This window comes from Flavobacterium sp. GSP27, from assembly GCF_003970395.1.
GTDB lineage: Bacteria > Bacteroidota > Bacteroidia > Flavobacteriales > Flavobacteriaceae > Flavobacterium.
This window is the reverse complement of sequence record NZ_RYDP01000026.1, coordinates 1-5,393: the sequence shown is the minus strand read 5'-3', so window position 1 is coordinate 5,393 and position 5,393 is coordinate 1. Positions and strand designations below refer to the sequence as shown.

The 5,393-nt window shown below is 46.9% G+C and carries 2 tRNA genes and 2 rRNA genes; all 4 read right to left on the bottom strand.

The window, feature by feature from the left end:
• Positions 1–9 precede the first annotated feature (9 nt).
• A 23S ribosomal RNA gene (locus EKM05_RS14275) occupies positions 10–2,893 on the bottom strand.
• A 188-nt stretch (positions 2,894–3,081) separates the two neighbouring features.
• Positions 3,082–3,155, bottom strand: a tRNA-Ala gene (locus EKM05_RS14270).
• A gap of 90 nt (positions 3,156–3,245) precedes the next feature.
• Positions 3,246–3,319: transfer RNA gene (locus tag EKM05_RS14265), tRNA-Ile, on the bottom strand.
• Positions 3,320–3,513: 194 nt separating this feature from the next.
• Positions 3,514–5,027: ribosomal RNA gene (locus EKM05_RS14260) — 16S ribosomal RNA — on the bottom strand.
• The 16S and 23S rRNA genes sit together here with 2 tRNA genes alongside, the layout of an rRNA operon.
• Positions 5,028–5,393 lie beyond the last annotated feature (366 nt).

The window sequence follows — 5,393 nt, the reverse complement described above, 5'->3', positions numbered from 1 at the left end:
AGGAAAAGCGTACATAAGCTTACGGGTTATTAGTACTACTCGACTATGACATTACTGCCTTTACATCTATAGCCTATCAACGTAGTCATCTCCTACGACCCTTAAAAGAAATCTCATCTTGTGGTGGGTTTCGCGCTTATATGCTTTCAGCGCTTATCCCTTCCAAACGTAGCTACTCTGCGATGCCACTGGCGTGACAACAGATACACTAGAGGTTTGTCCAATTCGGTCCTCTCGTACTAGAATCAGATCCACTCAAATTTCTTGCGCCCACAGTAGATAGAGACCGAACTGTCTCACGACGTTCTGAACCCAGCTCGCGTGCCACTTTAATGGGCGAACAGCCCAACCCTTGGGACCTTCTCCAGCCCCAGGATGTGACGAGCCGACATCGAGGTGCCAAACCCCCCCGTCGATATGAGCTCTTGGGGGAGATCAGCCTGTTATCCCCGGCGTACCTTTTATCCTTTGAGCGATGGCCCTTCCATGCGGAACCACCGGATCACTATGCTCTACTTTCGTACCTGATCGACCTGTATGTCTCTCAGTCAAGCTCCCTTATGCCATTGCACTCTACGCACGGTTACCAAGCGTACTGAGGGAACCTTTAGAAGCCTCCGTTACTCTTTTGGAGGCGACCACCCCAGTCAAACTACCCACCAAGCAATGTCCCCCGCAAAGCGGGGTTAGGCCCTAGATAAACAAAGGGTTGTATTTCAACAATGACTCCACAACGCCTAGCGACGCCACTTCACAGTCTCCAACCTATCCTACACATCATTTATCCAAGGTCAATACTAAGCTATAGTAAAGGTGCACAGGGTCTTTTCGTCCCACTGCGGGTAAGCGGCATCTTCACCGCTACTACAATTTCACCGAGCTCATGGCTGAGACAGTGTCCAGATCGTTACACCATTCGTGCAGGTCGGAACTTACCCGACAAGGAATTTCGCTACCTTAGGACCGTTATAGTTACGGCCGCCGTTTACTGGGGCTTCATTTCAATGCTTCTCCGAAGATAACATCTCCACTTAACCTTCCAGCACCGGGCAGGTGTCAGGCCCTATACTTCATCTTACGATTTTGCAGAGCCCTGTGTTTTTGATAAACAGTCGCCTGGACCTCTTCACTGCGGCCAGCATTGCTGCTGGCGACCCTTCTCCCGAAGTTACGGGTCTATTTTGCCTAATTCCTTAGCCATGAATCTCTCGAGCACCTTAGGATTCTCTCCTCGACTACCTGTGTCGGTTTGCGGTACGGGTACTTATTACCTGAAGTTTAGAGGTTTTTCTTGGAAGCCCTTAGGCGCACTATCTCTTCAACCGAAGTCTCCGAGTACTATCGTATTTCCCCAAGCCGCGTGGATTTGCCTGCGCAGCTTATAGGTAGGTACTTCAACGAACTATTCCGTCAGTTCGCGGCGCTTTCATCACTCCGTCACCCCATCACAGTAATAACTAGTACGGGAATATTAACCCGTTGTCCATCGACTGTCCCTTTCGGGTTCGCCTTAGGTCCCGACTAACCCACAGCTGATTAGCATAGCTGTGGAAACCTTAGTCTTTCGGTGTGCGGGTTTCTCGCCCGCATTATCGTTACTTATGCCTACATTTTCTTTTCTCACCAGTCCAGCATACCTTACGATACACCTTCTACCCTGTGAGAATGCTCCCCTACCACTTACAATTAATTGTAAATCCATAGCTTCGGTAATACGCTTATGCCCGATTATTATCCATGCTCGTCCGCTCGACTAGTGAGCTGTTACGCACTCTTTAAATGAATGGCTGCTTCCAAGCCAACATCCTAGCTGTCTGGGCAGACAAACCTCGTTCTTTCAACTTAGCGTATATTTGGGGACCTTAGCTGATGGTCTGGGTTCTTTCCCTCTCGGACTTGGACCTTAGCACCCAAGCCCTCACTGTTATGAAACATTATATAGCATTCGGAGTTTGTCAGGAATTGGTAGGCGGTGAAGCCCCCGCATCCAATCAGTAGCTCTACCTCTATATAACTTTAACCATAACGCTGCACCTAAATGCATTTCGGGGAGTACGAGCTATTTCCGAGTTTGATTGGCCTTTCACCCCTACCCACAGGTCATCCGAAGACTTTTCAACGTCAACCGGTTCGGTCCTCCACTATGTGTTACCACAGCTTCAACCTGCCCATGGGTAGATCACACGGTTTCGCGTCTAACACTACTGACTAAAGCGCCCTATTCAGACTCGCTTTCGCTACGGATCCGTGGCTTAACCACTTATCCTTGCCAGCAACGTTAACTCGTAGGCTCATTATGCAAAAGGCACGCCGTCACCCCACGAAAGGGCTCCGACCGCTTGTAAGCGTATGGTTTCAGGATCTATTTCACTCCGTTATTCACGGTTCTTTTCACCTTTCCCTCACGGTACTGGTTCACTATCGGTCTCTCAGGAGTATTTAGCCTTAGCGGATGGTCCCGCCAAATTCAGACAGGATTTCTCGTGTCCCGCCCTACTCAGGATACCACTATCGTTATCTTCTATTACTTATACAGGGCTATCACCTTCTTTGGCCCTACTTTCCAGTAGATTCTAATTCTATCCGCAACAAATATCGTGGTCCTACAACCCCAAAAATGCCGTAACATCTTTGGTTTGGGCTAATCCGCGTTCGCTCGCCACTACTTACGGAATCACTTTTGTTTTCTTCTCCTCCGCCTACTTAGATGTTTCAGTTCAGCGGGTTTGCCCACCTATCGGTGTACTATGTCTTCAACATAGTGGGTTGCCCCATTCGGGTATCTACGGATCATATCGTGTGTGCCAATCCCCGTAGCTTTTCGCAGCTTATCACGCCCTTCATCGCCTCTGAGAGCCAAGGCATCCCCCATACGCCCTTATTTTGCTTATTGTACCAACATTCAATTAAGAATGCCGTTTCTTTCACTTGTCTATAAATAAACAAGCAAAAAATGCTTTCTACTTTTTATTATTTTCTTATCTCAATATGTCAATGAACTTTAAAGTAGTGTTCAGTGTTCAGTTTTTAGTATTCAGTCGAAACTGATCACTGATCACTGTAAGCTGATCACTCTTTTTGTGGAGAATAACGGAGTCGAACCGTTGACCTCCTGCGTGCAAGGCAGGCGCTCTAGCCAGCTGAGCTAATTCCCCAATCTTTTTTAATTATGAATTGTGAATTACGAATAACGATATATCGCGATTTCTCAACTCTAGAATTTCTTCTTTTTTTAAGTTAAATAGTTGTCTCGGACAGACTCGAACTGTCGACCCCTACATTATCAGTGTAGTACTCTAACCAGCTGAGCTACGAGACACTCTTTATACTTATGTCTAAAGCCGAAGGTCTTAAAGTCGAAAGTACTTGACTTTTGACATTGGACTTTACAACTTTACGACTGTAATATTATTTGAACTAACAGCAAGAGTAATATAATGTCAATATTTGTTTCCTTTTCGATATTTAGTCTTCTTTCCCTAGCGTGTATTGCTACTAACACTAAGGCTCTAGAAAGGAGGTGTTCCAGCCGCACCTTCCGGTACGGCTACCTTGTTACGACTTAGCCCTAGTTACCAGTTTTACCCTAGGCAGCTCCTTGCGGTCACCGACTTCAGGCACCCCCAGCTTCCATGGCTTGACGGGCGGTGTGTACAAGGCCCGGGAACGTATTCACCGGATCATGGCTGATATCCGATTACTAGCGATTCCAGCTTCACGGAGTCGAGTTGCAGACTCCGATCCGAACTGAGAACGGTTTTGTAGATTCGCTCCTGGTCACCCAGTGGCTGCTCTCTGTACCGTCCATTGTAGCACGTGTGTAGCCCAAGGCGTAAGGGCCGTGATGATTTGACGTCATCCCCACCTTCCTCGCAGTTTGCACTGGCAGTCTTGTTAGAGTTCCCGACTTGACTCGCTGGCAACTAACAACAGGGGTTGCGCTCGTTATAGGACTTAACCTGACACCTCACGGCACGAGCTGACGACAACCATGCAGCACCTTGTAAATTGTCTTGCGAAAGTTCTGTTTCCAAAACGGTCAATCTACATTTAAGCCTTGGTAAGGTTCCTCGCGTATCATCGAATTAAACCACATGCTCCACCGCTTGTGCGGGCCCCCGTCAATTCCTTTGAGTTTCATTCTTGCGAACGTACTCCCCAGGTGGGATACTTATCACTTTCGCTTAGCCACTGAAATTGCTCCCAACAGCTAGTATCCATCGTTTACGGCGTGGACTACCAGGGTATCTAATCCTGTTCGCTACCCACGCTTTCGTCCATCAGCGTCAATATATTAGTAGTAACCTGCCTTCGCAATTGGTATTCCATGTAATCTCTAAGCATTTCACCGCTACACTACATATTCTAGTTACTTCCTAATAATTCAAGTCAGACAGTATCAATGGCCGTTCCACCGTTGAGCGATGGGCTTTCACCACTGACTTATCTGACCGCCTACGGACCCTTTAAACCCAATGATTCCGGATAACGCTTGGATCCTCCGTATTACCGCGGCTGCTGGCACGGAGTTAGCCGATCCTTATTCTTACGATACCGTCAAGCTGCTACACGTAGCAGGGTTTCTTCTCGTATAAAAGCAGTTTACAATCCATAGGACCGTCATCCTGCACGCGGCATGGCTGGATCAGGCTTGCGCCCATTGTCCAATATTCCTCACTGCTGCCTCCCGTAGGAGTCTGGTCCGTGTCTCAGTACCAGTGTGGGGGATCTCCCTCTCAGGACCCCTACCCATCGTTGCCTTGGTATGCCGTTACCATACCAACTAGCTAATGGGACGCATGCTCATCTTTCACCGTTGTGACTTTAATAGTTCCTTGATGCCAAGGTACTATACTATGAGGTATTAATCCAAATTTCTCTGGGCTATCCCTCTGTGAAAGGTAGATTGCATACGCGTTACGCACCCGTGCGCCGGTCTCTGTCTCCGAAGAAACATACCCCTCGACTTGCATGTGTTAAGCCTGCCGCTAGCGTTCATCCTGAGCCAGGATCAAACTCTTCATCGTATATTTGTGAGTTCAGATAAATCTGTTCTCTTTGTTTATGCGACTAAATTCTAGTGGTTTTTTCAAATCTCTCAATTCTATTACTCTTATTCTTTTGTCTTGTCTTTTGGACAAGACGGCTGTCAATTCAATATGTCTAGGAACGTGTTCTTTTATTTCTATCACCTCTACTAACACTTGTTATAGCGTTTCTCGAAGCGGGTGCAAAAGTACAACTTTCTTTTTAACTAACAAGAAAAATGTGAAGTTTTTTTGAGATAATTTTTATATCCCTTTCTTCTGCTTTTCTTATCAATCTGTCAAGGAACATTGCGCGTTTTGCGGGGTGCAAAGGTAACATCCGTTTTCTATTCTCACAAGCTTTAT